General features: G+C 62.0%; 23 protein-coding genes and 1 tRNA gene. 11 read left to right on the forward strand and 13 right to left on the reverse strand.

All coding sequences use genetic code 11. The annotated features are described in order from the left end of the window. Nucleotides 1-157: 157 nt before the first annotated feature. The 3 genes from otsA to P9250_RS22870 all read left to right on the forward strand — a co-directional run bounded on the left by otsA (nt 158) and on the right by P9250_RS22870 (nt 3,125). Nucleotides 158-1,618 carry an alpha,alpha-trehalose-phosphate synthase (UDP-forming) gene (gene otsA / locus P9250_RS22860; RefSeq protein ID WP_244827456.1) on the forward strand — a complete coding sequence of 487 codons (1,461 nt, stop codon included), beginning with the start codon at nt 158-160 and terminating at the stop codon, nt 1,616-1,618. A 131-nt stretch (nt 1,619-1,749) separates the two neighbouring features. Then, entirely contained in the window at nt 1,750-2,100 is a 351-nt protein-coding gene (locus tag P9250_RS22865; RefSeq protein WP_244827457.1) for a chemotaxis protein, read from the forward strand. A 116-nt stretch (nt 2,101-2,216) separates the two neighbouring features. Next, a complete protein-coding gene (locus tag P9250_RS22870) occupies nt 2,217-3,125 on the forward strand; it encodes a YihY/virulence factor BrkB family protein (RefSeq protein ID WP_310395337.1) in 909 nt (302 codons plus the stop codon). 137 nt (nt 3,126-3,262) lie between these two features. Here P9250_RS22870 and P9250_RS22875 read toward each other — a convergent pair whose 3' ends face one another. Next, nucleotides 3,263-4,750, reverse strand: coding sequence for an RNA polymerase factor sigma-54 (locus P9250_RS22875; RefSeq protein WP_310395339.1), 1,488 nt, complete (start codon nt 4,748-4,750; stop codon nt 3,263-3,265). Nucleotides 4,751-5,224: 474 nt separating this feature from the next. Between P9250_RS22875 and P9250_RS22880 the strand changes: the two genes are divergently transcribed. Both P9250_RS22880 and P9250_RS22885 read left to right on the forward strand, forming a co-directional pair. Continuing rightward, nucleotides 5,225-5,563: a BON domain-containing protein gene (locus tag P9250_RS22880; RefSeq protein ID WP_244827460.1), complete on the forward strand. Its 339-nt coding sequence runs from the start codon at nt 5,225-5,227 to the stop codon at nt 5,561-5,563. Between the two features lie 313 nt (nt 5,564-5,876). Then, a complete protein-coding gene (locus tag P9250_RS22885) occupies nt 5,877-6,092 on the forward strand; it encodes a hypothetical protein (RefSeq protein WP_250463988.1) in 216 nt (71 codons plus the stop codon). A 167-nt stretch (nt 6,093-6,259) separates the two neighbouring features. On the opposite strand, the gene P9250_RS22890 is transcribed toward P9250_RS22885, so the two are convergent. From P9250_RS22890 to P9250_RS22920, 7 genes are all read right to left on the reverse strand, one after another. After that, nucleotides 6,260-6,712: a PA2169 family four-helix-bundle protein gene (locus P9250_RS22890; RefSeq protein WP_310395341.1), complete on the reverse strand. Its 453-nt coding sequence runs from the start codon at nt 6,710-6,712 to the stop codon at nt 6,260-6,262. A 114-nt stretch (nt 6,713-6,826) separates the two neighbouring features. Continuing rightward, nucleotides 6,827-7,396, reverse strand: coding sequence for a hypothetical protein (locus P9250_RS22895; protein ID WP_244827463.1), 570 nt, complete (start codon nt 7,394-7,396; stop codon nt 6,827-6,829). Between the two features lie 83 nt (nt 7,397-7,479). After that, nucleotides 7,480-7,767, reverse strand: coding sequence for a DUF1488 domain-containing protein (locus P9250_RS22900; protein ID WP_244827994.1), 288 nt, complete (start codon nt 7,765-7,767; stop codon nt 7,480-7,482). A gap of 113 nt (nt 7,768-7,880) precedes the next feature. Next, nucleotides 7,881-8,414, reverse strand: a complete 534-nt coding sequence (locus P9250_RS22905) for a DUF4142 domain-containing protein (protein ID WP_250525580.1) — start codon at nt 8,412-8,414, stop codon at nt 7,881-7,883. Nucleotides 8,415-8,476: 62 nt separating this feature from the next. After that, on the reverse strand, nt 8,477-9,028 hold the full coding sequence (locus P9250_RS22910) for a type 1 glutamine amidotransferase domain-containing protein (protein WP_250463994.1): 552 nt from the start codon (nt 9,026-9,028) through the stop codon (nt 8,477-8,479). 136 nt (nt 9,029-9,164) lie between these two features. Then, nucleotides 9,165-10,532 (reverse strand): MFS transporter, encoded by a 1,368-nt coding sequence (locus P9250_RS22915; RefSeq protein ID WP_310395344.1) that lies wholly within the window; start codon nt 10,530-10,532, stop codon nt 9,165-9,167. Nucleotides 10,533-10,607: 75 nt separating this feature from the next. Continuing rightward, nucleotides 10,608-11,111, reverse strand: a complete 504-nt coding sequence (locus P9250_RS22920) for a YbhB/YbcL family Raf kinase inhibitor-like protein (protein WP_250463998.1) — start codon at nt 11,109-11,111, stop codon at nt 10,608-10,610. A gap of 317 nt (nt 11,112-11,428) precedes the next feature. Between P9250_RS22920 and P9250_RS22925 the strand changes: the two genes are divergently transcribed. Next, the gene (locus P9250_RS22925) at nt 11,429-12,910 is read left to right on the forward strand and encodes a sensor domain-containing diguanylate cyclase (protein WP_250525582.1); all 1,482 of its coding nucleotides are present in this window, start codon (nt 11,429-11,431) and stop codon (nt 12,908-12,910) included. Between the two features lie 18 nt (nt 12,911-12,928). Here P9250_RS22925 and P9250_RS22930 read toward each other — a convergent pair whose 3' ends face one another. After that, nucleotides 12,929-13,324: a hypothetical protein gene (locus tag P9250_RS22930; RefSeq protein WP_310395347.1), complete on the reverse strand. Its 396-nt coding sequence runs from the start codon at nt 13,322-13,324 to the stop codon at nt 12,929-12,931. Nucleotides 13,325-13,480: 156 nt separating this feature from the next. On the opposite strand from P9250_RS22930, the gene P9250_RS22935 reads away from it, so the two are divergent. Then, complete coding sequence (locus P9250_RS22935) at nt 13,481-14,158, forward strand: TetR family transcriptional regulator (protein WP_244827470.1); 678 nt, start codon at nt 13,481-13,483, stop codon at nt 14,156-14,158. Nucleotides 14,159-14,233: 75 nt separating this feature from the next. Here the strand turns inward: P9250_RS22935 and P9250_RS22940 are convergent, their stop codons facing one another. Next, on the reverse strand, nt 14,234-15,100 hold the full coding sequence (locus P9250_RS22940) for a shikimate dehydrogenase (RefSeq protein WP_310395349.1): 867 nt from the start codon (nt 15,098-15,100) through the stop codon (nt 14,234-14,236). A gap of 239 nt (nt 15,101-15,339) precedes the next feature. On the opposite strand from P9250_RS22940, the gene P9250_RS22945 reads away from it, so the two are divergent. Then, entirely contained in the window at nt 15,340-17,256 is a 1,917-nt protein-coding gene (locus P9250_RS22945) for a sugar phosphate isomerase/epimerase and 4-hydroxyphenylpyruvate domain-containing protein (RefSeq protein ID WP_250464024.1), read from the forward strand. A gap of 66 nt (nt 17,257-17,322) precedes the next feature. Continuing rightward, nucleotides 17,323-17,493: a hypothetical protein gene (locus P9250_RS22950; protein ID WP_309842076.1), complete on the forward strand. Its 171-nt coding sequence runs from the start codon at nt 17,323-17,325 to the stop codon at nt 17,491-17,493. On the opposite strand, the gene P9250_RS22955 is transcribed toward P9250_RS22950, so the two are convergent. Beyond that, complete coding sequence (locus tag P9250_RS22955; protein ID WP_309961147.1) at nt 17,477-17,797, reverse strand: hypothetical protein; 321 nt, start codon at nt 17,795-17,797, stop codon at nt 17,477-17,479. The two genes, P9250_RS22950 and P9250_RS22955, sit on opposite strands and share 17 nt — an antisense overlap. Nucleotides 17,798-17,977: 180 nt before the next feature. Here P9250_RS22955 and P9250_RS22960 point away from each other — a divergent pair. Further along, nucleotides 17,978-18,052: transfer RNA gene (locus tag P9250_RS22960), tRNA-Arg, on the forward strand. A 577-nt stretch (nt 18,053-18,629) separates the two neighbouring features. Next, the gene (locus tag P9250_RS22965; RefSeq protein ID WP_310395352.1) at nt 18,630-21,794 is read left to right on the forward strand and encodes a PAS domain S-box protein; all 3,165 of its coding nucleotides are present in this window, start codon (nt 18,630-18,632) and stop codon (nt 21,792-21,794) included. Nucleotides 21,795-21,803: 9 nt separating this feature from the next. Here P9250_RS22965 and P9250_RS22970 read toward each other — a convergent pair whose 3' ends face one another. Next, nucleotides 21,804-23,126, reverse strand: a complete 1,323-nt coding sequence (locus P9250_RS22970; RefSeq protein ID WP_310396849.1) for a hypothetical protein — start codon at nt 23,124-23,126, stop codon at nt 21,804-21,806. After that, entirely contained in the window at nt 23,126-24,706 is a 1,581-nt protein-coding gene (locus P9250_RS22975) for a VWA domain-containing protein (protein ID WP_310395354.1), read from the reverse strand. The genes P9250_RS22970 and P9250_RS22975 overlap by 1 nt, the downstream gene beginning before the upstream one ends. Nucleotide 24,707: the final 1 nt, after the last annotated feature.

Below are 24,707 nucleotides of genomic sequence, written 5' to 3' on the forward strand. Positions count from 1 at the left end.
AAAACTTCTACGCGGCGGCGGCTTACCGCGTGTCCGATTTCGTTCGTAACACTTGGATACGAATTTTCATCCTGCCCGTGTCTTAAAAAGGCACGGCTCTTGCATATCTTCAGCCGCCAATTCGAGCAAGCAACGACAACTGAGAGGTGATGCTGTAATGAGCAGATTGATCGTGGTTTCGAATCGCGTCGCGCCGATCCAGGAAGGCAAGCCCAGCGCGGGCGGCCTTGCCATCGGCGTTCTGGATGCGCTCAAGGAGACGGGCGGCGTATGGTTCGGTTGGAGCGGCGAGATCGTCGGTGAAGCGGCTGACCCTGTCATCGAGAAAAACGGCAATGTGACGTATGCCACCGTCGGCCTGACGCGCCGCGATTACGACCAGTATTACCGTGGTTTTTCGAACGCCACGCTGTGGCCGACTTTCCACTACCGCAACGACCTGTCGCGTTTCGATCGCGAGGAATACGCGGGCTATATGCGCGTGAACGCGGGACTCGCCGCGAAGCTCAAGACGCTCATCAAGCCGGATGACATCATCTGGGTACACGACTATCACTTGCTGCCGTTCGCGCAGGAGTGCCGCAAGATCGGCATCCAGAATCCGATTGGCTTCTTCCTGCACATTCCGTTTCCAGTGCCGGAAGTGATGCGAACCGTGCCGCCGCACGAGGAACTGATTGCCGGCATGTGTCAGTACGACGTCGTGGGCTTTCAGACCGATGCCGACAAGCAGTCCTTCACCGATTACGTCGAACGTAGCGGGCGTGGTCATCTGAGCGAAGACGGCATGTTGCAGGCGTTTGGCCGCATGCTGAAAGTGGGCGCGTATCCGATCGGCATCTATCCGGACGCCATCGCCAAGGCAGCGGATCAGTTCTCCAACCGCAAGCAGGTCAAGAGCCTGCGCGACAGCATGCGTGGCCGCAAACTCATCATGAGCGTCGATCGGCTGGATTATTCGAAGGGCCTCGTCGAGCGCTTCCAGGCTTTCGAGCGCCTTTTGCTCAACGCGCCGGGCTGGCATGGCCGCGTTTCGCTCGTGCAGATCGCGCCGCCGACACGCTCGGACGTGCAGACATATCAGCGCATTCGCCAGAACCTGGAAGGCGAAGCGGGGCGTATCAATGGCCGGTTTGCGCAACTCGACTGGACGCCGATTCAATATCTCAACCGCAAATACGAACGCAATCTGCTGATGGCGCTTTTCAGGCTTTCGCAGGTCGGATATGTCACGCCGCTGCGTGACGGAATGAATCTCGTGGCGAAGGAATATGTCGCGTCGCAAGACCCGGCCGATCCGGGCGCGCTCGTGCTGTCGCAATTTGCCGGCGCGGCAGATCAACTGCCGGGCGCGCTCGTCGTCAATCCGTTCGATCTGTCGCAGATGTCCGAGGCGCTCGAACGTGCGTTGTCGATGCCGCTCGCCGAACGCCAGGCGCGTCACGCCGACATGATGGCGCCGCTGCGCGAGAACAATCTGTCCGTGTGGCGCGATTCGTTCCTGTCGGATTTGCGCAGCGTCGCAACCGCGACTTCCGTCACAGAGCAGACCGTCAAGACGGTGCGCCAGGGCGCGAGTACATCGACGCAGGCAAGACGGCCCTCCGCCAAGGCTTGAACGTGTAACCAGAAAACCCCGCGCCTCTACACGGCGCGGGGTTTTTATTTGTGCGCGCCATTCGACGCCGCACGGTTTGCGCGGAACGCTCCTTGCGCTTCAACCTTCGACACGAAACGAAGGAGGTCACGATGAGCGGAAGCACTCTGAATCCCAATGAAGAAGGCGAGATCGAAGTTGGCAAGGGGCACGGCACAGGCGCGTTAGGTCCGAGCGATTCCTCGGATAGCGGTTCCGACGTGCAGGGCGAAATGCGTCATCCGGGCGACATCGAAGACGAACTCGATGCCCACGCGCTCGGCCAGTCCAAAGCCGAACTCGCGAGCGATACCGACCGCTACGGCACGGGCGAGGCAGCTTCCGCCGATGGCGACCACAATCTCGAACCGGACGCGGACATTCTGCCGGACGACATCGAGGACGAAACGCGCGGCCTGCTCGACGAAGACGCCGACCCCGCGGACGACGAAGACAAGGTCTGAGCACGCATTTAACGATCGATACGGCGTGCCGCGATGCACTTGCGGCGCGCCGTTTTTACGCACGTCTTTCGAAGCGGCGTTAACATCGGCGATTGATAACCGCCAAGCTCACGCCGATGACCCGAGAAGTTCCGACCTCTTCCACGCCTGTCGCTATCGGCCGCACGTCGCGTTTCGGCTGGGTTGCGTGGTTCGTCGATCCCGTCAGGCAATGGATTCAGGACCATTGCCTGATGTTCTCCGCATCGATTTCGTTTTTCGCGGCGTTCTCGCTGGCGCCGACGCTCGTCATCGTCATCGCGGTCGCGAGCGTTTTCTTCGGCGCGGATGCCGTGCAAGGCAGACTCTTCGATGAAATCAGCGGCGTCGTCGGCCCCGATGCGGCGCACGCGCTCGAAGCCATCGTCGCCAACGCGTGGCACGCGGATATCGCGCGCAGCACGGCGCTGCTTTCGGCGGGCGGCGTGCTGATCGGCGCATCGGCGACGTTTTCATCGCTGCATAGCGCGCTCAACGTGATCTGGCCCACGCCTATCGTGAGCGCGAAGGAAAGCATCGTCTCGCTGCTGCGCGTTCGGCTGATGTCCTTCGGCCTGGTCGTCGGCTCCGGCTTGCTGGTGGTTGCGTTGCTCGTGCTCGATGCGCTCGTCGAAGTGCTCGGCCATTGGGCTTTCGGCGACGGCAATCCGTTCATTATTCTGTCGAGCGTCACGCAGCGCGCGATTTCACTTGGCATGCTCATGCTCGCGTTCACGCTTCTGCTCAAGTTCTTGCCGACCACGCGCATGATGTGGCGCGACGCCGCGTTAGGCGCAACCGCGGCGGCCATGTTGTTCGAGGCGGGCAAGCGACTGTTTGCGTTTTATCTCGCGCATGCGGGCACGGCTAACATGTTCGGCGCGGCGGGGTCGCTCGCGATCATCCTCATGTGGCTCTACTATTCGGCGGCGGTTTTTCTGCTCGGCGCGGAGCTGGCGGCAACGGCGGCACGCAGGCGCACGCATCGGGAGGCAGGCTGGCGTTAGCGCGTCGACTAAACGCGGCGATTCGGCCGCGCATAAAAAAACCGCCCGTTGACAGGGCGGCTGCGTGCTGTGGCTACGAGGCGACTCTCTTGACCGGGTCGTCGCCCAATGCGTCAGCGCGTGAAAGCTGCATGCGTTTAGGCTTGGCGGCGCAACTCGGCGGGCGGCACCTTCATCAGATGACGATACTTCGCCACCGTGCGGCGCGCGACGATCACGCCCTGATCCGCGAGCATCTTGGCAAGGCTCACGTCCGATAGCGGGTCGCGCGAGTTTTCCTTCGAGATCATTTCCTTGAGCAGCGCGCGTACGGCGGCAGCCGAGCACGTACCGCCGCTTTCCGTGCTGAGTTCGCGCGGGAAGAAGTGTTTGAATTCGAAGATGCCGCGCGGCGTCGACATGTACTTGTTGCCCGTAGCGCGCGAGATGGTCGATTCGTGCAGGCCGAGTTCGTCGGCGACATCGCGCAGGACGAGCGGCTTGAGCGCGATTTCGCCGTAATCGAAGAACGCCTTTTGATGCGAGACGATACATTCGGCCACACGTTGAATCGTAGTGAAGCGCTGCTGCGCGTTGCGGATCAGCCAGCGCGCTTCCTGCAACTGTTGCGCGAGCGGCGAACGGCTTGCGCCAGCGGACTGCGCGAACAATTCCGCGTACATGCGGTGGATGCGCGCGCGCGGCAGCACGGCCGGATTGATCGTGACGACCCAGCTTTTCTTGACCTGACGCACGATGACGTCCGGCACCACGTAGTTGTCTTCGCTCGCGCCGTAGTTCTCGCCGGGCTTCGGGTCGAGACGACGCACCAGCGCACACGCTATACGCAGTTCTTCCGCGCTGCAGCCGATCTTCTTTTGCAGTTCGGCCTGCTCGCGACGTGCAAGCCGTTCCAGATGATGTCCCACGATCTCGCGTGCGACGGCGCGGCCCGGCGTGCCTTCGGGCATCGCATCGAGCTGCAGGGTCAGGCATTCCGAGAGATTGCGCGCACCGACGCCCGGCTTGTCGAGCGACTGCACGAGCTTGAGTGCGATAGTGAGTTCGTCTTCGGTCAGCGCCGGTTCGATATCGACCACATCGGCGAGTTCGCTCAGTTCCTGACGCAGATAGCCGTCGTCATCCAATGCTTCGATGATGAGCTGGGCAATCGCGCGGTCGCGCTGGCTGAGTTGATAGAGGCGCAGCGTATCGTGCAACGTCTCATGCAGCGACGGCTCGATGCGTACCCAGTCGGCGGGATCGGAACCTTCGCCGTCGCCGCTATTACGCGTCGAACTGCGGCCGAACGGATCGGACGAGTAGTCGCTCATGGAGTCGTCGCGCGAATTGTTGTCGCCGCCGGAGTCGCTGTCCATGCTGCTTTCGGAGGCCATTGGCACTTCGGTCGCATTGTCGGACGAATTCGAGAGCGGCGAGTCGCTCATCGAATTGCCGTTGTCGGCGGAAAGGGCGTTGTCTTCGGTTTGCGACTCGTCGTATTCGAGAAACGGATTCGTGTCCAGCGCGTTACGCAACTCCTGTTGAAACTCCAGCGACGACAACTGCAGCAGGCGTACCGACTGCTGAAGGCGCGGGGTGAGTGCGAGGCTTTGCTTGGTGCGAAGTTCGAGTGTAGGCGGCATTGCTTGCTAATCCTCGTTATTCTGGACTGAGAGGTGTTCGTAACGAGGACTAAAGCAATGGTTATGCCAATGCGCATCGGATGCCTGCTGCATCTACGTTTCGATCTTTGTCCACGGCTTGTTTTCACTTGGCGAAGCGATGCTTTCGCGCACTTTTTACACGCACTCAGACAAAAGCGCCGCGCCCTCCCGAGCTTATGGATCGGACTTGAGCGGTCGATGCCGCGCTCGCCGAGGACGACTTCGAGAAGCGCCAAGCCCGTTGATTCGTCGGGCTTTTTTGCTGCGTGCGGAGACCCACTAAGCACTTTTGACGGGGCACGGCACGCAAGTTGCGGTAGGGGGGGACACGATTCGTGCAACACGCGGCGAACGTGATCGAGCATCACTAAAAGCAGCACCCACGGGGCGTTCCGCAATAGGCTCAAAGCCACGGACGCGCAGTATCGAAAATCGAAAAAATGGAGTATTGCCATGAAGACGACTCAATTCCTCAAAGCTGCTGGCGGTATCGCATGTGTGGTGTTCGCGCTGAACGTGAACGCGCAGACCACGACGACGAACTCGGGTTCGACGGACACGTCCGTTGGCCAAAAGGTCGATGACAGCGCAGTGACGACCAAGGTCAAGGCCGAACTGCTGCAAGCGAAGAACGTCAAGTCGACGCATATTCACGTCAAGACGCGCGCCGGCGTCGTCTCGCTTACCGGCACGGTGCCGTCGGCGGAAGACAAGACCGCCGCCGAAGAAACCGTAAAGCAGGTTTCCGGTGTTGCTTCCGTGAAAAACCATCTTAAAATCGCTGCCAACTAATGGCATAGTGCGTATGCCCGGCTCGTCACGGCGGGTCGCGGTGTAGCAGTCGCAGTACCGGAACCCGCGCGGAAGTTTGGCGAATCGCTCTCTTGAACGATGAGGCCAGGCTTCTAGCGCGGGTTCTTGCATGAGCAGCGTGGAGAACGTGCGCGCGGCCATGCGAAAGTCGCAGACGGGCATGACACGCAATACCCTCGCAGCATCTTTGCTACCTTAAAACGAAGTACGTCCGTTCGAGGACGTTACGCAAAGCCGGCCTGCGAATGCTTCCTTCGCGATGCATCCAAGGGCCACGGCAAATGGAGCTCTTATGAAGACGAAAAAGATGGCCTTGATTGGCGCGCTGGCACTCGCATTCTCGACGACGGCATTCGCGCAAGCGGCTTCCGACGCCGCTGCCGCTCCGGCGAAGAAGCAGAAAGGCACGTATCTGCATCAGCAAGACAAGGCGCACAAACTGAAGGGCGCATCGGCGGCCGCTGCGGCTTCCGCGCTCGGGACGAACGACAAGGGTCAGCCGCACTAAGCCTTCGTCGTTGCCTGCTGCTTAACTGAAACGGCCGCGCAAGCGGCCGTTTCTCTTTGAGCTTTCGCTTCCACACGCGCGCGCCGCAATAAAAAATCGCCGCGCACTTGGCGCGGCGACTGTCGCATCACGAGCCGCCAACCTCGCGGCTTCGACGCTAAACCGAATCAGGACTTCGCTGCGGCGTACTGATCGCGCAGATCGCGGATACGGTCGTGGTTCTCGAGCACGCCCTGATACTGGCGTTCGACCACGGCACGCACATCGGCGGGCAAATCCTTGTCGAGTGCTTCGCGATAGTTCTTCTTGGCGGAATCTTCACCGCGCTCGCATTCGGCGAGAATCGCGTGATCGCCGTGACCGGTGACGGCCGATTTGACATCGACCCAGCCGCGATGCAGCGCGCCTGCAACCGAGCCGCCCGTTTCCGGCGTGCCGCCCAGACGCTGAACGATTTCCTGCAACTCGCGTGCGCCCGTCGTGCAGGCTTGCGCGCGGTCCTGGAATAGCAGCTTGAGGCTTGCGTCATGCGTCTCTTCGGCGGCCTTGAGGAAACCCTTTTCGCCGTCCTTCGACGTTTCGATGAGATCGTTGAGTACCGATACGACGTTCGTGCTCATATGACACCTCCTATTAGTTTGGATCTTGCCATCGTGCAACATCCGGCACGTTGGCTCTGGTACGAGTAGACGCACGCGGCGTGCCCGGCAGACCGCTTTCCGCAGTCATTCGCTTCAGGCACGATGTTCCGCAAACTTTTCCACCGGCTTCGGCGGCTTGGACGGATCGAAGTCGCTCCACTTGCCTTGCTGCCAGCGGCCCGACGCGCGTTCGACATCGACGCCGCCTGCATCGCGCAAGATGGTGGCGGCATCGTTCGAATTCTCCGGCGACACATGCACCGCGACCAGCACGCCCGCATGACGCGGCGCCGCTTCGGTGTGAGCCGATTCCTTGGTCTTGGTATGCGACATCGCGCCCGCCAGCGAGCCAACGTAAGCGCCGACACCCGCTGCAATGGCCGAGACGATTAGCGGCGCCTTGAAGATGGCGAAGAGCGCCGCGCCGACGATAGCGCCCACGACCGCACCGATGGTCACGCCCTTACCCGCGCCCTTGGGCGAGGAGCGCGCGCCAACGTCGGTGCCGACATCGCCACCCAGCGGATGCCGCGCATGTTGACCGCCCGGATTCACGAAGAACAGGGTGACATCTTCTTCGATGAAGCCGCGTTCGAAGAGGCGCTGTGCCGCGGCTTCTGCAGCGGGAAAAGTCTGGAAGCGACCCGCGATGATCAGGGACATATTCCCTCCTTCTTTTCAGTGTTACGTGGTTCGGCCCGGGCGCGTGCGCTCGCGGGACAACGGGTTAACGATGTAAGTCCTGCTCAATCCGGTTCGAGTCCCGCGACGCGGAACAAGCCGCTACGCAGCACGACGGGCACGCCGCCGTTGTCATCGAGCACTTCGGCGCATACCGCGCGAATGCGCGCCTCGCCGCGCTCGAATGCGGGAAGCAGATCGTCCTCGCGCGCGGATGGAGCGCCGAAATGATCTTCCAGCGCTTCGGCGCTAATCGAGCACACGACGGGTTCGGAATCGACGAGCGCGGTGAAGTGAAGGGCGAGGTCGTCGCCATCGAACACGGGTTTTTCGTCTGCAAAGGTGATATGCATGGTCGAATCCTCATAGGCCGGACGATGTCTTGCATGCGCGTCCGCTACGGCGCGGGTCAGCCGTGTTGCAGGGCTGTCGGATACATCGATGACTTCCATGAATTGAAAGACGCTCATGACGCCGCCTTTGCCTTCGCCAGTTGTTGCGCCATGGCGTAGTGATGGCCGATAACGGGCAACGCCTTCGCCGCGACTGCCTTCAACGCGGCGTCATTGCCTTGCTCGCTTTCTTGCTTGAACAACTCCATGGCCTTGCGATGCCCATCGACGGCTACCTTTTGGATATAGGCATCGTCGAATGCATCGCCCTGAAGATTTTGCAGGCTGCCGATCACCGACGAATCCGCGCTCGGTGGCTCGCTCATGCCGTGGCGTTTTGCGATTCCATCCAGGCTGTGCGCGAGCTTCGTATGATCCGCAATCATTCGCTGTGCAAAGTCCTTTACCTGCTTGCCGCTTGCATGCGTGAGCGCGAGCTTGCTGGCTGCGATTTCGGTCGCGCCCGCGGTGCCGGCGTCTTGCACGAACTGCTGGTCGACGCTCGACAGCTTGGCGCTTGCGGCGTCACCGGTCTGCGCGTGAGCAGCGCAGGCAACGGCCAGCGTTATCGCACTTGCACAGCCTGCGAACAACGATCGCGGCATCATCGGCTCGACTCCGTTTTGGTCGTTGATTCTTGTTGAATACGGTGGCCCCGTCGCTTCTTGTTTCAGGCGGCGCGCGTCTTGCCGAGCGCGTCGATCAGTGCCTTGTTGAAAGCGGGAATGTCGTCGGGCTTGCGGCTCGTGATGAGATTGCCGTCGATCTGTACTTCCTGATCGACCCAAGTGCCGCCCGCGTTGCGAATGTCGTCCTGCAGGCTCGGCCAGCTCGTCATCGTGCGGCCTGCAATGATGCCCGCCGAGATCGGCAGCCAGCCGCCATGGCAGATCACGGCGATGGGCTTCTTCGCCTGATCCGCTTCCTTTACGAAGCTTTGCGCCTTGGCGTCCAGGCGGATGGCGTCGCCGTTGACCACGCCGCCCGGCAGCACGACGGCGTCGTAATCGGATGCGTTGGCGGCGTCGAAGGTTTGGTCCACATCGACCTTGTCACCTTTGTCGACGTGCTTGAAGCCCTGGATCTGTCCGGGCTTTTGAGAAATGACATCGACCTGCGCGCCAGCTTCCTTGAGCGCGCGCTGCGGCTCGATTAGTTCGGCTTGCTCGAAGCCGTCCAATGCAAGAATCGCGACCCTGTAACCGTCAAGGGAAATTGCCATTGCTTCACTCCTTCATTGCTCGAATTTTGATGCACCGCAAGAGGCGGATACCTGATTCGAAAAGGAGCAAGGGGTGTGCCCAAGTGGGGGCTGGGGCGCGTCGGTGATCGGCCAAACCATGGCTAAAGCCGAACCATCAAACGGTCTCGACGCTACGCTTCCCCGTCAGCCGCAAGAGACTAACCAAAGCCGCCGTCGCCGCGAAACCAGCACCTACGCCAAGCGCGATCAGCGGCCCGTGCTGTGGCTCGACGCCAAAGATCAACGCGACGATAGCCGCGCCGAGTGTCTGCCCCGTCAGCCGCGCCGTGCCGAGCATGCCGCTCGCGCCGCCGCTGCGATGCCGTGGCGCGGAAGAAATGATTTGTCGGTTGTTCGGAGACTGGAACAGCCCGAAGCCAAGCCCACAGACCGCCATGCGCCAGCCGATATCGAACGCATCCGGATGCGGGCCTGTCGTGGCGAGCAGCGCAAGACCCACGGTCAGAACCGCCAGCCCGATGCCGCCCAGCAGACCAGCGGGATAACGATCCGCGAGCACGCCCGCGAGCGGCGCGACGAACACGATCACGAGCGGCCACGGCGTCATCAGGAAGCCAGTTTCGACCTGACTCATGCCGAAGCCGTTCTGCAGCAGAAAAGGCAGCGACACGAACGCCAGCATCTGCGCGCAGAACGAACACACCGACGCGCCAATCGATAGCGCGAACACTGGAATGCGCAACAGATCGACGGGCAAAAGTGGCGCGCTTTGACGCAATTGCCGGCGCACGAAAAAGTAGCCGATGACCGCCGTCACGATGAACTCGCCGATCACATACGGCCGATGCTCGCCGTGCCCGAGCCCGTCGACCGCGACGATGGCAAGCCCGAAGAAAAGCGCGTTCATCAGCGCGCTGATGTAGTCGTAAGGCCGGCGATGCCCGTCCATGCGCGGCAGCGCCTTCGTGCCGATGGCAAGCGCCACGCGTCCTATCGGCACGTTGATGGCAAAGAGCCACGGCCAGGTGGCGACCGAGAGCACGCCCGAGGCGACCGTCGGACCGATCACCGATGAAATCGCGACCACGGTTGCATTGATGCTGATGCCGCGCCCCAGATGCTTTTGCGGATAGATCATGCGCACGATCGCGGTGTTCACGCTCATGATTCCCGCCGCGCCGAATCCCTGCACGATTCGCGCTAGCGTCAGCGTGAGCAGCGAACCGGACATCGCGCAGGCCAGCGACGAGACAGTGAAGACCGCGAGGCCGGCCATATACACGCGACGGTAGCCGATACGGTCGCCGAGCGAAGCCAGCGGCAAAAGCGAGATGGTGATGGTGAGCTGATACGCGTTGACGATCCAAATGGAATCCGCGGGCGAGGCCAGCAGATTGCGCGCGATGGTCGGCAACGCGACGTTGGCGATGGCGCCGTCGAGTACCGCGAGCGTAATGCCGAGCGCGACCACCGCGATGGCCCAATAACGCTGCGGCAGGGGAAGACCTTGTTCGGAATCCATCGGTAGGCGAAAGGTAGGAGCGGCGCGTTCAACGGCCGGACGATGCGCGCATCGTCCGGCGAAGAAGCGTGGTGCTTATTTCAGCTGATAGAGACCGGTGTACGTCGCCGAGTCGATCTCGTTGAGATGAGTCATGAAGCGCGCAACGGCATTGGTCGCGTTGGCATCGAGCGGCAGTTGATCCGCCTTCAGCGCGTGAATACGGAAGATGTAGCGATGCGGCTTGTCGCCACGCGGCGGCGCGGCGCCACCGAAGCCAACCGTGCCGTAGTCGTTGCGCATTTGCAGCGCGCCCGCTGGCAAGAGGCTGCCATCCGCCTTGCCCGCGTTGCGCGGCAGCGAGCGGACATCGGCGGGAATGTTGACCACGACCCAGTGCCAGAAGCCGCTGCCGGTGGGCGCGTCGGGATCGTAGACGGTAAGCGCGAGGCTTCGCGTGTCGGCGGGCGGGTCTTCCCATTGCAGTGCCGGGGAAAGGTTGTCGCCCGAGACGCCGAAAGCCTGCTGATCGAACTCGTGCTCGCGCGTCAAGTAACCGTTGGCGGGAAATTCGTCGGACCAGATGCGGAAATCAGCCATGAGAGTCATGCCTCCTTGTCGCGTGTTGGGAGTTGGCGGACTGAAAGGGTCCGCGGACGTGTGTCGATGCACGCTTGAATACGGCAGCACGCAACCGATTGCAGCAAGCATGCCTACGATCGGGAGTTGAACTTGCGGCGCATTATTCGATCGAGTGTAGCATCCGCCCCTCAATTGAGTCGGGCGTCGCTCCTGATTCGGGAAAATCGCCCGGAATCTGCTCGCTTATCAGCGGATGGGACGGAAAAGCGGCGCGCTACAATATTGAGACAAATCGTGCGAAGAATAGCGCTCCGACGCAAGCCGAAGGGATTTTTATGCCAAACGATCCGCGCCCAATCACTGGACAGTTCACCCCCGCGAGCGTGCCGGAAGACGATGCCGACATGTTCGACCTCGCTCCGGTCTCGCTCTGGCTCGAAGACTTCAGCGCCGTGCGCGAGCAGTTCGAGCGCTGGCGCGCGGCGGGCGTCACCGACTTGCGCGCGTTCCTCGAAGAAGACCCGGCGCGCATCGTCGAATGCTCTTCACGCATTCGGGTGGTGAAGGTGAATCGGCGCACGCTCGGCTTGTTCGGCGCGAAAGACCTCGATCATCTCGTGCAAAACCTCGAACGCGTGTTTCGCGACGACATGCTGACCACGCACATCGACGAACTGGAGCAACTCTGGTCCGGCGAACCGCGTTTCGTAAGCCAGACGGTCAACTACACGCTCGACGGCAAGCGTCTCGACGTGCTTCTCAAGGCCGCGATCTTGCCGGGGCACGAGAATACGTGGAGCCGTGTGCTCGTCACCATTGAGGACATCACGGAACTCGAAACCATGCGCCGCCAGACCGCGGCGAGCGGCCTTTATGCGCGCGGCCTTTTCGAGCATTCGCCGGTTTCGCTGTGGGTGGAAGACTTCAGTTCAGTGAAAGATTTGCTCGACGATGTACGCGAACGGGGTATCGTCGACTTCCGTACCTTTACGAGCGTGCACCCCGAATTCGTCGAACGATGCATGCAGGAGATTCACGTCCTCGACGTGAATCAGCACACCTTGCGCATGTTCGCCGCGCCCGACAAGGCGACCTTGCTCGCGCGTCTGCCGGAAGTGTTCCGCGACGACATGCAGCAGCACTTTCAGGAGCAGTTGATCGAGCTATGGGAGCACAAGCTCTTTCATCAGCGCGAGGTGCTGAACTATTCGCTCGATGGCAACGAGGTGCACGTGCACCTGCAATTTTCGGTGTTTCCGGGGCACGAGAAGCGCTGGGATCTCGTGCTCGTCGCGCTCACGGACATCACCGCGCGCAAGAAGGCCGAGGCGTATCTGGAGTTTCTCGGCAAGCACGACGTGCTCACCAAGCTCAAGAATCGCTCGTTCTATGCCGATGAAATCAATCGGCTGGAGCGCAAGGGCCCGTTCCCCGTGACGGCCATCGCGGTCGATGTGAATGGCCTCAAGACCGTCAACGATCAGCTCGGCCACGCGGCCGGCGACGCCTTGCTGCGCCGCGCGGGCGAAGTGCTCTCGAAGGCGGTGGAGAAGCCGTTCCAGGCGGCGCGGATAGGCGGCGACGAATTCATGGTGCTGCTGCCCGGCACGGACGAACGCGGCGGCGAGGCGCTGATGGACGGCATTCGCCAGTTGCTCGAAGTGAACAATCAGTTCTACTCGGGCATGCCGCTCAGTTTCGCGATGGGCGCCGCGACCGCGCACGAAGGCGAGCGCATCGAGCCGATGCTGCAACGCGCCGATGCCGCGATGTATGTCGAGAAGCGCCTGCACTACGCCAACGCGCAACGCAAATAGGGCGCTTCGGACGACGGCTTATTGAGCCTGTGCCGTCGCTTCATCGATACCCTTGTTCAGCGCCGGGCAGGCTTCGTCGATCTGCTTTTGGTATTGCGCCGGATTGCTCGTTTGCAGCTTGTTGATGCGCTCCACCGTCGGTTGCGCCTGCGCGAGCCCGAGCTTCCACTCGGCGTCGAAATCGGGCGCATCGGGGAAGTTCTTGCGTGCCATGTCCTTGAAACGCGCCACCTTGGCAGCGTCGATATGACACACGTCGGCTGCGCCGCGCGCGATGTTCGCGCTCGTCATCACGCCTTCGGCGGCCAGCAGTTGCGGCGTGGCGGGATGACCGGGAGGCAGTTGCGTCTGCGCCGCCGCGTGCAGGGCGCCAAGACCCAGCAAGGATGCGGCAAGTACCTGAAGGTGCTTCATTCGATTCTCGTTTGATTGATGCGGACCACGCATCGGGGACCGAAAAATTATAGGTTAAGCCTTTGAAAACAAATGCCGCGCATAGGGATGAAGCGCATAAGACGCTTGGAAGCCCCATGCTAGAATCGATTTTCGATGCCGTTCTCAGACAGAAAAATGAAGAAAGGAAGCAAGGCCGCCAGTGCTGCGCCCTCGTCGTCCTCGGAAGGGCGGCGCAAGTACGATCCTGAGGAGACCAAGCGGAACATCCTTGACATCGCGACGCAGGAATTCTCGGCAATGGGTCTGACCGGCGCGCGCGTCGATGCAATCGCGGAGCGCACCAACACCACGAAGCGCATGCTGTATTACTACTTCGGCAGCAAGGACGGTCTCTATGAAGCCGTGCTGGAGCAGGTGTATGGCGACATCCGCGCGCTCGAACAAGAGCTCAGGCTGGAAGAGCTGGACCCGGAAGAGGCCATGCGCGAGTTCATCGGCTTCACGTTCGACTATCACGACAAGCATCGCGATTTCGTGCGTCTCGTGACTATCGAGAACGTGCATGGCGCGAAGTATATCGAGCAGTCGAAGACCTTCAAGGCGCGTAACTCGACCGTCATCAAGACCATCGAAGACCTGATTGCGCGCGGTGTCGCGGCGGGGCGTTTTCGCGAGGACATCGACCCGATCGATCTACATCTGATGATCAGCTCGTTCTGTTTTCATCGCGTGGCGAATCGGCATACGTGGGGCGCGGCGTTCGGGCGCGATCCATCCGGGCCGCGTTCACGGGCGCGGCATCGCGAGATGATCATCGAAGCGGTGCTGCGCTTCGTGCGCCGCGAAGACTGAAGCCAAGACGAGCCAAGACAAAACGGCGGCACTTCTGCGAGTGCCGCCGTTTTGGTTTCGAGGGCGCCGAAGGGCTCAGCGTTCCAGCAAACTCTGGAAATGCGCGAACATGCGCTCGGCATCCGGTTCGAGGCCGGTAAAGATGCGCAACGCATCCACGGCCTGACACACCGCCATGCCGCCGCCGCTCACCGTGCGGCAGCCGAGCGCGCGGGCTGCTTTCAGCAACTCCGTTTCGAGCGGGAAATAGACGATCTCCGCCACCCACAAGTCCTTGTGCAGAAACTCGGCGGGCAAGGGCAGGCCGGGCAGTTTCGCCATGCCGGTGGGCGTCGCATGAATCAGGCCGTTCGCCATCTGCAACACGTCGCGTAGATCGCCGCCGCTCTTGACTTCGCGATCGGGAAAACGCGCGGCGAGTTCGCTTGCGAGCGCGGCCGCGCGAGCGTCGTCCGAATCGAATAGCGTGAGCGATCGCGCGCCCAGGGTCAGCGCGGCATGGGCCACCGCCGCGCCCGCGCCGCCCGCGCCGAGTTGCACCAAGCGATCCATCGGCACACCTGGCAAACCGCGTTCGAACGCCCGCGCGAAACCCGACCAGTCGGTGTTGTAGCCGATCCGCTTGCCATCCCTGAAGACAACCGTATTGACCGCGCCGAGCGCGCGGGCGTCGGGGTCGAGGTCGTCGAGCAAGGGGATCACCCTCTGCTTGCACGGATACGTGATATTGAGCCCGTCGAAGCCCATGCGTTCGGCGGCATCGAGCAGATCGGGCAGCGCGGACGGTTCGAGCGCGAGCGCCTGCAAGTCGATCCGTCGATACACATAGTTGAGCCCGAGCTTGCCGCCTTCTTCCTCGTGCATCGCGGGCGTGAGCGAGCCGCCGATACCCGAGCCGATCAGCCCGACGAGATAGGAGCGGGGAGACGCTTTGCTGGTCATGCGCAATACTCCAGTGCAAATAATGTAAGCGCAGTGTGACGGGCGCTCGGTGCCGTGTCCTTCGGTGTTTTCACGTATTTGTACGGTCTAGTTAGTTTGTTATGCTTGCGCACAATGACATGGATTGCGTGCGCACCGCTCCGTTTCCCGCAAGCGCCGCGAACGTCCTACACTGACGGGACTGCACCGATCCACCCGCATCATCTGAATGCAACGAGGAGGCAGCGATGCTGCGTTCAATCCGGACATCCATTGCGACGGTATCCATCAGCGGCACCTTGCCCGAGAAGCTGAAGGCAATCCGCGCGGCAGGGTTCGATGGCGTCGAGATTTTCGAGAACGATCTGCTGTACTTCGACGGCACGCCCGCCGACGTGCGCCGCATGTGCGCGGATCTTGGCCTCGCCATCTATCTGTTCCAGCCGTTTCGCGACTTCGAGGGCGTGAGCGCCGAGCGTCTCGCGAAGAACGCCGAGCGCGCGAAGCGCAAGTTCGAGCTGATGCACGAGCTCGGCGCGGATCGCATGCTGGCGTGCAGCAATGTGTCGCCGGACACCATCGGCGACGACGCGCTGATCGTCGATCAACTCGGCAAGCTCGCGCGCCTCGCGGAAGAAGCGGGCGTGATCGTCGGATACGAAGCGCTTGCGTGGGGGCGTCACGTCAACTCGTACAAGCACGCGTGGAAACTCGTCGATGCCGTGAATCACGCAAGTCTCGGTATCGTGCTCGACAGCTTCCATACGCTTTCCATCCGCGATTCGGTGGAGGAGATCGCGCGGATTCCGGGCGACCGCATCACCTTCGTGCAAATCGCCGATGCGCCCGTGCTCGCCATGGACGTGCTCGAATGGAGCCGTCACTATCGCTGCTTTCCGGGACAAGGCGCGTTCGATGTCGCGGGCTTCACGGCGCGCGTGTTCGAAGCGGGTTATACCGGCCCGCTCTCGCTCGAAATCTTCAACGATGGTTTTCGCGCGGCGCCCACGGCCATCACCGCCGCGGACGGGCATCGCTCGCTGCGCTTTCTGGAAGAGCAGACGCGCGCATTGATGGGCGACCAGGCGCCAGCCGAACTCTTCGATCCGCCCGCGCCGCCCGCGCATATCGGCTTCCAGTTCCTCGAATTCGCCGTCGATGCCGCCACGCGCGAACATGTCGCCGGCTGGCTCGGCAGGTTGGGCTTTCGGCTGGCGGGCAAGCATCGCTCGAAGGATGTCTCGCTGTACCGGCATGGCGCGGGGTCGATCGTGCTCAACGCGGAAGCCGATTCCTTCGCGAGCGCGTTCTTCGAGCAGCACGGCTTGTCGCTGTGCGCGTCCGCATTTCATGTCGATGACGCGAAGCTCGCGTTCGAACGCGCGGCCGCTTATGGGTCGAAGCCGTTTTCGGGGCAGGTCGGACCGAACGAGCGCGTGGTGCCGGGCGTGCAGTCGCCGGACGGCAGCCTCGATTATTTCGTCGATGAGGAACCGGGCGGTCCCACGCTGTGGGAATCCGATTTCATTTTGACGGACATCGACGGGCCTTACGAAGTGGGTCCGCTCGAACGTATCGACCACGTGTGTCTGTCGCTGCCCGCCGACGCGCTCGACACCTGGGTGCTGTTTTTCCGCAGCGCGTTCGGCTTCGAGGTCGAAGCGAGCGTGACCGTGCCGGACCCGTACGGTCTCGTGCGCAGCCGTGCGGTACGCAGCCGCGACGGGTCGGTGCGCATTGCGCTGAATGCGTCGATGGACCGGCATACGGCGGTGGTGGAGTCGCTGACGACTTATCGCGGTTCGGGTTTGAATCACGTGGCGTTCAGCACGTCCGATATCTTCGATGCCATTCCTCGACTCGAAGCCGATGGCGTCAAATTCCTGCGCATTCCGCGCAACTACTACGACGATCTGGTTGCGCGCTACGGCCTGGCCGACGAACTGATCGACGCCATGCACGAACACAACATTCTTTACGATCGCGACGAGCGTGGCGGCGAGTTTTTTCATGCGTACACCGAGCAGCTCGATCAGCGCTTCTTCCTGGAAGTGATCGAACGGCGCGGCGGTTACGATGGTTACGGCGCGGCGAATGCGGCCGTGCGGCTCGCGGCGCATGCGCAACAGCAGCGGGCGCGGCAGGGGGCTTCAACTTCGGCTTCGGCGGGCGGATGATTGGCTGGCCGTGCGTGACTGCGCGTCCTATCATAAAGACATGGCGGCAATTCAAAGGAGGGCGCCATGTTCGACTTACCGATGTTTCTAGTGGGCCTTGCGGCGCTTGCCGCCATTAGCATCGTCTTGCTGGCCGACGATTGGCGCGATGCGCGGCGCGAGCGCATGGCGCGACGTGAGCTCGAGCAAGCGGCGCATCATCCGCTGCGGGACTGGTGGCTCAGGCATCGGCACTGAGCGGCGCGCCGGGTTCGATATCGGCGGCATCGGCCAGGCGCTTGGCTTCGCGTGCCTCTGCGGCGGCTTCGAACCGGTCGACATACAAATACAACCGATGCACCGTCTGCAACTGCGTGTGAGACAGATGCGCCTGCCGCGTGATGGCCGCGAGACGCTCGCGCCAATACGCTGGTGGCAGCGCGTACCCGCCCGCGTCGCGCGACAATGACTGCCGCAACACCCGCTCGAGATGAGTCAGGTCCTGGTCTGCCAGCAATGCCGAGAACGCGCCTTGTGGCTTGGTATCGGGGATAGGGTCCATTATTGCGATGGCGGCCGTTTCTGATCCAGCTTGATAGGGATAAACCCTGAACGTACGCCGTTGGCGTCAGCGTGATGAATTTTCCGCGCGACGTCCCGATTAGCGCGAGTGGCGTTTGCTATACTCTGCGCTCGCTTGGCCGTCTCGCAACGGCGAGCCGTGCGCCTCGATGCTGGCGCGCTCCCCGTAGTTCAATGGATAGAACGAGTGCCTCCTAAGCGCTAGATGCAGGTTCGATTCCTGCCGGGGGGACCATCCTAGGTGCCGACATCACCTAAGAAAACCCCATCGCCCTCTCGAAAACGCCAATCGGCAGGGCGCGCTCATGAGCGGCAAGCGCCCGTCGAATGGATACGCCTCGGCTCGGGATCTTGCATCCTGTCGCAAAGCGCGGCCACCTCATGGATTTCCCAGTCCTCGTGTGCGGGACGTCAGTCATTGGTTGACGCACCCATTTGAGGTGTCCACTACGGCTTGAGTCGATCAAGTCTGCCGAGACGCTGCAGCACCTACGACGAACCCCAAAGCGCGCTCGCAACCACGCCGGAATCGTTGCAAGCGCCTGGGATCGAGTTCAAGCCGACGCTGTAGCCAGCACGCATATTCGACGTTGCCCCTGAGCGTCTTCCGCCGTGAGATGCGCCCGTCGACTACGCGTGCCTCAATCAAATCGATCTTCACCGCCTGTTTAATTTTTTCCTTCCAGTGCCGTTAATCCAGAAAGTTCGCGCTTAGGGAAAAGGTTAAGTGATCGTCGAATTCGATCCATGAGACAACTTCGTTCCAACCTGCCATCAGCGCATATCGCCGCAACTTCTACTGGCGGGTGACAATGCATAACAATCCGGTGAAATTCTCCTTTACTCCGGCCGATCAGGAAGCGCTGGAGAGAAGCCTCGGGCGGATCGCCTTCGCGCCCGACGGCAGCATCCTTCGGGTCAACGAGCGCTTCCTGGAGCTCTTCGACTACAAGGGCTGGGAGCTCGTCGGACGCAATCGCAGCATCTTCAGGCCGCTCGCGACAGGCGCCACCACGCCGGACGAGATCGATACGGTCTTCGCAACCGCCAAAGCCTTCTTCGGCGAGATGCAGCAGTTGAAGCGCGATGGCACGTCCTTCTGGACCGAGGTTTCCTGCATACCGGTCGCAGCCGAAGACGGCGCGGTCGGCGAGACCGTCATGCTGGTGCGCGACGTCACTGACCGCATGATGTCGGCCGCCGACGTCGCCGGCCAGATCGCCGCCATCAATACTTCGCAGGCCGTCATCCATTTCGCCATGGACGGCACCATCCTTCATGCCAACGAGAAGTTTCTGGAAGCCACCGGCTACCGGCTCGATGAACTCGTCGGCAAGCATCATCGAATGTTCGTCGCCGCCGACGAGGCCAGGGACCCGTCCTATGCCGCCTTCTGGGAACGGTTGCGGCAGGGTTTGCACGCTTCCGGCGAATATCGGCGATTCCGCAAAGACGAAAAGGCCGTCTGGCTTCGGGCAACCTACAATCCGATCCTCGACCTCGAAGGACGTCCGTTCAAAATCGTCAAGTATGCGGTCGATGTCACGTCGGAGAAGAAGCAGAACGCCGATTTCGAAGGCCAGATCGCCGCGATCGACAAGTCGCAGTGCATGGTGACCTTTTCGCCCGACGGCACCATTCTCGACGCCAACCGCAACTTCCTGGAAGCGGTCGGCTACACGATGGAGGAGCTCGAAGGCCGTCATCACCGCATGTTCGTCGATCCCGCGTACGCGCACAGTCTCGACTACGAGATCTTCTGGAGCGATCTGGCCGCCGGCCGTCATCGCAGCGGCGAGTTCCGGCGGATCGGCCGCGACAAGCGCGAAATCTGGCTGCAGGCTATCTACAGCCCGGTGCTCGACCAGGACGGGCGGCCCTTCAAGATCGTCAAATACGCGACGGTGGTCACGCGTGAAAAGCTTCGCCAGGCGGACCACCAAGGCCAGATCGCCGCGATCCACAAATCGCAGAGTGTCGTCGCCTTCAATGTCGACGGCACGATCCTCGACGCCAACGACAACTTCCTGGACCTGACGGGCTATCGGCTGTCCCAGGTCATCGGTCGCCATCATTCGATGTTCGTCTCGGCCGAGGAGCGCGAAAGCGAGGCTTATGGGAAGTTCTGGCAGACGCTCGCCGCGGGTGAGTATCAGGCAGGCGAGTTCAAGCGGCTCGGCCGCGATGGCCGCGAGATCTGGCTGCAGGCTTCCTACAATCCGATCCTCGACATGAACGGGCGCACCTTCAAGGTCGTCAAGAACGCCGTCGACGTCACCGGGCAAAAGCTGCGGCAAGGTGATTACGAAGGACAGATCGCCGCGATCAACAAGTCGCAAAGCGTCGTCTCGTTCGACATGGACGGCAATGTGCTCGAGGCGAACGACAACTTCCTTACCCTGATGGGCTACGCGCTCCCGGAAGTCGTCGGCCGGCACCATCGCATGTTCGTCGACAAGGAAACCGTCGCGCATGCCGATTACGCACGCTTCTGGAGCGATCTGCGCGCGGGCAAGTTCCTGTCCTCGAAGTTCAAACGCATCGCCGCGAACGGGGCGGAAGTTTGGATTCAGGCGTCCTACAATCCGATCTACGACCTGAACGGCAAGCCCTTCAAGATCGTCAAGATCGCCGCCGACATCACCGCCGACGTCTCGCTCGCCGCCGATCTCTCGCGCGCCCAGAAAGAAGTCCAGCACGATCCGGCGACGGGCCTTCCGAACCGGCTCGGCCTGCGCAAGTTCATGCGTCAGGTGCTTTCGGCGACCGACAGCGAGCTCGCGCTCTTCTATCTCGATCTCGATCACTTCAAGCCGATCAACGACACGTTCGGCCATGAAGTCGGCGATCTCGTCCTGCGCACCGTTGCCGCCCGTCTGACGGGCGAGTTGACGGAAGGGCAGCTCGTCGCGCGGATCGGAGGAGACGAGTTTGTCGTCGCGGCCACGAATCTCACGCGGCCGCAGATCGTCGAACTCGCGGAGCGCCTCATCGAGTCCGTGTCGCAGCCGATCGCTCATGGCGAGCGGTGGCTGGAGGTCGGTCTTTCGATCGGTATCGCGCTGACGCCGCAAGACACGCTGGAGGAAGACGAGCTTTTCCGCTTTGCCGACGTTGCGCTCTATCGTTCCAAGGGCAAGCAGCGTGGCACCTTCACCTTCTACGCCGAGGATGCGGAAACCTCCGCCGAGACCGAGCGGCATCTGGCGCACGACATGCTGATCGCGATCAAGGCGCGTGAGTTCGATCTTGCCTGCAGCGTGCGTGTTTCCGCAAACGACGCAATCGCCGTCGAGATTCAGCCGTGGTGGAACCACCCGACGCTCGGCCGCCTCGGCACCGAAACCTACCTGCGCGTCGCCGAACAAAGCGGTCTCGTCGTTCCTCTCGGCGACTGGATCTTGCGCGAGGCCTGCAAGCTCGCCACGGACTTGCCCGAGATTACCGTTTGCGTGCCGGTCTATCCGAAGCAGCTCCTGACCAGCGACTTTGCGCAGACGCTGACGCTGGCGTTGCGAGAGAGCGGCGTGGACGCGAGCCGCCTCGAACTGCGGCTCGAACGCGGCACGGCGCGCGTCAACACGGAAAGCCTTCGCTCCGATGTCGCAAAGCTCAGGGCGATGGGCCTCGAAGTCGTCGCCGATAGCGTCCTCGCCGGCGAAAACGCGCTTTCGAATCGCGCCTACTGGAGCATGGACCGGGTGATGGTCGACGCGCGCCTCGGCGCCATTCTCAAGAGACAGGCTCATCCGCTCGCAACCGAGATTGCCGAGATCGAAGCTCGCGACGCCAAGGCGAAAATTTCCGGCAAACGCTGCTTCGAGATCGACGCCAAGGCGGCGCTACACAGCTTCGTGGTGCTCGATACGATCAGACCGGCCGAGCTCACGGCCGCGCTTCGCGAGACGAGTAAGAGCGCGGAGGATGCGCAGGCCGAAGACGACGGGATGATCGCGAACAAAGAGAACGTCGCGTGAGAGTCGGTTCTACCGATCTTCGTTGTCGTTGAGCGGAGCCAGCGCCGGGCGCTTCGTTCTCCAACTTCGCCAAAACTTCGTGTGACGGCGCAGACGTGTGGGTGGCGCTTCATCGGCGCGACCCGTGCCCCGATAATGGACGATGGCCGAATCCGCTAGTCGCTTCAAGTCGCTCGGTTCGAACTCGCCGATATTGCGAAGCCGCGCCGGACGCGGATAACGCGGATTGACGTCCATCCATCGGTAAAGCGCCGGAACGATGCGCGACATGCTGCCCGCGCTCGCGGCCTTTCGAAGCGCCCGCCAGGCGGCGAACTCGCCTTCCGCGCGTGCTTTGCGCCACGCCGACCACCGGCGCCAGCCGCGCTCGATCAGTACACGCATGCGCGGATAAAACCAGATCGCGAGCGCCATCGCCGCCAGGGCGACACACGCATACATGACATCTCTCTCATCGAGGTAGATCACCGTATGCCGCGCCAGGCCGCCCGGAATGTCCCAAAGCGGCCGTTCGCTCGCTGCATGCGCGCGAAAGCTGAGCGCCGGAAGATGAATCTTTTCGCGCGCGCGAGTGGTCGTGTTCCACCATTCGATATCGATTGCTGGCAGCGTGTACGTTCCCGGACGCTCGACGAGATACGCGACCGTATCCGTGCGCTCGCCCGCGACGAATCCCGAACGGTCCTGCGTGATATTGCGGGTTACCGGCGGCTTCGAATAACGGCGCAATCCGGCGATGTCCGCAAAAGCGAGCGGTGGAATCAGCATCGACTCGGTGCCTTCCGCGCGCTCCGTGACGGCACGCGTCAAGGTGCCGCCGACTTCCAGCTTGCCGTCCGAAGGTTCGATCCTTTGCGTCACGGTAAGCTTTGGCGTGGGGAAAAACGACGCCATGTCTTCGGCCCCCGCCGGCACGCTTGCGACCAACTCCAGCCGGGGCGTCGTAAGCGTGACCGGTCCGTCGGCGCCGCCGGGATGCAGCGTGATGGCGAACGGCGGCACATCGAAAGTGCCCGCCGCGCGCGGCACGATTCGATAGACGCGCCGTACCCCGAACCAGCGCACGCCGTCCATGGTCTCCGAAAGATTCTGCGCACTCTCGTCAGGCAACGTGACGAACGCATCGTGCACGTCGAACAGCGGCCAGTCCGGCGCGGCCGTGAACCATGTGGTCGTGAGCGCATCGACGACGAGTTGCGCCGCGCTGCCCGCCACCACCTTGCCAGCCGGTTCGAGATGCGCGCGCAACATGGTTCGGGGCGCATCGTCCGCGTGAGCGATCGAAAACACGTTCGAGAGAATGACGAGCCCTATCGCGAGGAGCAATCGCATCACGGGCTCGCTCCTGCTTCCTGTTCGAAGCGCTGATGCAAAAACGCCGCGGGCGATGTATTCAGATTACGCATCCACGTTTCCTCCGATGGACGCTGTTGCTCGACCAGCACGCGCTGGCCGCCTTTGATCTTCTTCTTGTCCGTCTCGACCTGATCGGGCTTCTGCGTGGTCGATTCGTCACTCTGCTCGTCGTCCTCGATGAGCATCTGTACCAGCTTCCGATTTGCACGCGCCTCCGCGAACCCCGCGCGATGCGCAATCGCGGCGTCGTAAGCCTTCATCGCGCCCGCGTAATCTTTCATCCGCGCGAGCGTGTTGCCGACATAGAACAACGCGTCCGGCGTGTCGAGTCGGGTGAACGTATCGAGTGCGCCGGCAAAGTCGCCGGCAAGATACTGTGCGCGGCCTTTCCACATGGGATCGTCGAAACGCGCGGCGGCACGCTTGTAGTCGCCATGTTCGAAGCTGTAGCGACCCTGCTGATCATGCGTTGCGAAGAGATCGAGCCACTCGAACGACGCGGCTTGCGCCTGCCTGGGAAAGTAAGCCATTGAAAGCGCAACTAGTATGATCGGCAGCCACTTCACCGTCCAGCCGCGCCTGAAGCAATACAAGGCGATGACGAGAATCGGCGCGAGCAGCCAGTAGCCCGATTCCTTCCAGCGCGGCACGATCTTCGAATCTTGCGCCGCTTCGAGATACACCTGCGCACGGTGCTGCACCCATTGCACGTCGTCATCGTCCGCGCGCATGCTTGCAAGCGGAATCGAAGCCGCTTGCGTGACTTTGCGGATGGCGGCTGCATCGAACGTGCCGGTGACAGGGCGGCCCGCTCCGTCAGTCGCGATTTCGCCGTTCGCTCCCCGGATCGCGCCGCCGCGTTCCGTGCCGACCGCGAGCCAAAGCAACTGGTGGCGCGATTCTTTCGCCATCCGAACGAAATCATCCGTATGGCTTTCATCGAAACCGTCGCTCATGAAGACGATCGTGCCCGCTGCGTCGTCGGCCTTCTGCAAGACACGCTCCGCAAGCGCCAGCCCCGCAGCGGCGTTCTTGCCGTCATGCGGCATCAATTCGGGCGCGAGCGCAGGCACATAAAGCCCGAGCAAGGCGGGATCTTCCGTGGGCGGCACGACGAGATGCGCGCTCGCCGCGAACACCAGCAGCCCGGTGCGCGCGCCTTTGCGCGCTGCCGCGAGATCGAGCACCTTTTGCCTTGCCCGTTCGATACGGCTTGGCGCGACATCGGTTGCATCCATCGAACGCGCGAGTTCGAGGACGATCATGAGCGGCGCCTTGTCCCGATCGAAGGGCGGACGTTCCTGTTGCCACGTCGGCCCCGCCACGGCAATGGCGGATAAGGCGATCAGCGCGGCCAACGAATGGATCGGCTGCAAACCACGCTTCGCACGCTCGCCGACGATCAGATGCTCCAGCAAATGCGGCGCGATGATGTTGCGCCAGCGTGAACGCACATCGTTACGACGCAACCACGCAAACGGTAATAGCACGGCTGGAATGAGCAGCAAGAGCCATAACGGGCGCAGGAAGTGAAAAGCCGTCAGATCGATAGCCATA

The sequence above is a fragment of the Caballeronia sp. LP006 genome, assembly GCF_031450995.1.
In the GTDB taxonomy this organism is placed as follows: Bacteria; Pseudomonadota; Gammaproteobacteria; order Burkholderiales; family Burkholderiaceae; genus Caballeronia.

What these genes read in the sequence shown, in the direction of transcription:
- P9250_RS22925 (WP_250525582.1), top strand. Translation starts at nt 11,429, where the DNA reads ATGCCAAACGATCCGCGCCCAATCACTGGACAGTTCACCCCCGCGAGC.
- P9250_RS22930 (WP_310395347.1), bottom strand. Translation starts at nt 13,324, where the DNA reads ATGAAGCACCTTCAGGTACTTGCCGCATCCTTGCTGGGTCTTGGCGCC.
- P9250_RS22940 (WP_310395349.1), bottom strand. Translation starts at nt 15,100, where the DNA reads ATGACCAGCAAAGCGTCTCCCCGCTCCTATCTCGTCGGGCTGATCGGC.
- P9250_RS22900 (WP_244827994.1), bottom strand. Translation starts at nt 7,767, where the DNA reads ATGCATATCACCTTTGCAGACGAAAAACCCGTGTTCGATGGCGACGAC.
- P9250_RS22950 (WP_309842076.1), top strand. Translation starts at nt 17,323, where the DNA reads ATGTTCGACTTACCGATGTTTCTAGTGGGCCTTGCGGCGCTTGCCGCC.
- P9250_RS22915 (WP_310395344.1), bottom strand. Translation starts at nt 10,532, where the DNA reads ATGGATTCCGAACAAGGTCTTCCCCTGCCGCAGCGTTATTGGGCCATC.
- P9250_RS22955 (WP_309961147.1), bottom strand. Translation starts at nt 17,797, where the DNA reads ATGGACCCTATCCCCGATACCAAGCCACAAGGCGCGTTCTCGGCATTG.
- P9250_RS22920 (WP_250463998.1), bottom strand. Translation starts at nt 11,111, where the DNA reads ATGGCTGATTTCCGCATCTGGTCCGACGAATTTCCCGCCAACGGTTAC.
- P9250_RS22875 (WP_310395339.1), bottom strand. Translation starts at nt 4,750, where the DNA reads ATGCCGCCTACACTCGAACTTCGCACCAAGCAAAGCCTCGCACTCACC.
- P9250_RS22935 (WP_244827470.1), top strand. Translation starts at nt 13,481, where the DNA reads ATGAAGAAAGGAAGCAAGGCCGCCAGTGCTGCGCCCTCGTCGTCCTCG.
- P9250_RS22905 (WP_250525580.1), bottom strand. Translation starts at nt 8,414, where the DNA reads ATGATGCCGCGATCGTTGTTCGCAGGCTGTGCAAGTGCGATAACGCTG.
- P9250_RS22880 (WP_244827460.1), top strand. Translation starts at nt 5,225, where the DNA reads ATGAAGACGACTCAATTCCTCAAAGCTGCTGGCGGTATCGCATGTGTG.
- P9250_RS22890 (WP_310395341.1), bottom strand. Translation starts at nt 6,712, where the DNA reads ATGAGCACGAACGTCGTATCGGTACTCAACGATCTCATCGAAACGTCG.
- P9250_RS22910 (WP_250463994.1), bottom strand. Translation starts at nt 9,028, where the DNA reads ATGGCAATTTCCCTTGACGGTTACAGGGTCGCGATTCTTGCATTGGAC.
- P9250_RS22885 (WP_250463988.1), top strand. Translation starts at nt 5,877, where the DNA reads ATGAAGACGAAAAAGATGGCCTTGATTGGCGCGCTGGCACTCGCATTC.
- P9250_RS22870 (WP_310395337.1), top strand. Translation starts at nt 2,217, where the DNA reads ATGACCCGAGAAGTTCCGACCTCTTCCACGCCTGTCGCTATCGGCCGC.
- P9250_RS22965 (WP_310395352.1), top strand. Translation starts at nt 18,630, where the DNA reads ATGCATAACAATCCGGTGAAATTCTCCTTTACTCCGGCCGATCAGGAA.
- P9250_RS22895 (WP_244827463.1), bottom strand. Translation starts at nt 7,396, where the DNA reads ATGTCCCTGATCATCGCGGGTCGCTTCCAGACTTTTCCCGCTGCAGAA.
- P9250_RS22865 (WP_244827457.1), top strand. Translation starts at nt 1,750, where the DNA reads ATGAGCGGAAGCACTCTGAATCCCAATGAAGAAGGCGAGATCGAAGTT.
- otsA (WP_244827456.1), top strand. Translation starts at nt 158, where the DNA reads ATGAGCAGATTGATCGTGGTTTCGAATCGCGTCGCGCCGATCCAGGAA.
- P9250_RS22975 (WP_310395354.1), bottom strand. Translation starts at nt 24,706, where the DNA reads ATGGCTATCGATCTGACGGCTTTTCACTTCCTGCGCCCGTTATGGCTC.
- P9250_RS22970 (WP_310396849.1), bottom strand. Translation starts at nt 23,126, where the DNA reads ATGCGATTGCTCCTCGCGATAGGGCTCGTCATTCTCTCGAACGTGTTT.